Annotated in this window: 1 protein-coding gene; it reads right to left on the minus strand. The window is 62.7% G+C overall.

Translation table 11 applies throughout. From position 1 onward, the window contains the following. The coding region (locus tag CVH10_RS23445; protein WP_181244731.1) for an argininosuccinate synthase domain-containing protein at positions 1–136 on the minus strand (136 nt) is incomplete at its 3' end. Between the last annotated feature and the right edge of the window lie 108 nt (positions 137–244).

Raw genomic sequence — 244 nt, forward strand, 5'->3', positions numbered from 1 at the left:
GGCCCAGGTCGGCGGTGAAGGTCACGACCTCGGCGTTATATTCGGTCTGCAGCCACTTCAGAATGATCGAGGTGTCCAGCCCGCCCGAATAGGCGAGGACGACTTTCTTGACGGGCTTGTCAGCAGGGGCGGACATGGCGGCTCTTTCAGCAAGGGGCGGTCAGTCGGGGAGTTGACGCGCGCATAAGACCGGGAGTCCGGCGATGCAACCTTTTCCGGGGGTCGGAGCGGCGAACATGAAGCT

It is taken from the genome of Halomonas sp. ND22Bw (assembly GCF_003011945.1).
GTDB lineage: Bacteria > Pseudomonadota > Gammaproteobacteria > Pseudomonadales > Halomonadaceae > Halomonas > Halomonas halophila.